This window comes from Fructilactobacillus sp. X3R2C1 (assembly GCF_059901235.1).
Genome location: NZ_JBWXVA010000080.1, coordinates 1 through 240, shown reverse-complemented (window position 1 = coordinate 240; position 240 = coordinate 1). Strand labels below are relative to the sequence as shown.

Below are 240 nucleotides of genomic sequence, written 5' to 3'. Positions count from 1 at the left end.
GAAGGCGTCGAAGTTGTTCTCGACATTGTCGTAGATGTCTTCCTGGCGCTGGCGGGTGATGCTCACCCGGTAAGCCAGGTTGTCCGTCAGCGGGCCGGTGTTGTCGATGCTGAACTTGGTGGCATCGCGTGATTCGCCATCGGGGATCCAGCTGCCGATTTCGCCGCTGAGCTTGGTGCGGAAACGGTTGAAGTCAGGCTTCTTGCTCAGGTAGTTGACGTAGCCGCCACTGCCGCTGAC

At 59.6% G+C, this 240-nt stretch carries 1 protein-coding gene; it reads right to left on the bottom strand.

Annotation, left to right across the window (positions count from 1 at the left end; genetic code table 11):
* Positions 1–240: hypothetical protein (locus AC6UDB_RS07240; RefSeq protein ID WP_500709591.1), on the bottom strand; the 240-nt coding region annotated here is incomplete at both ends.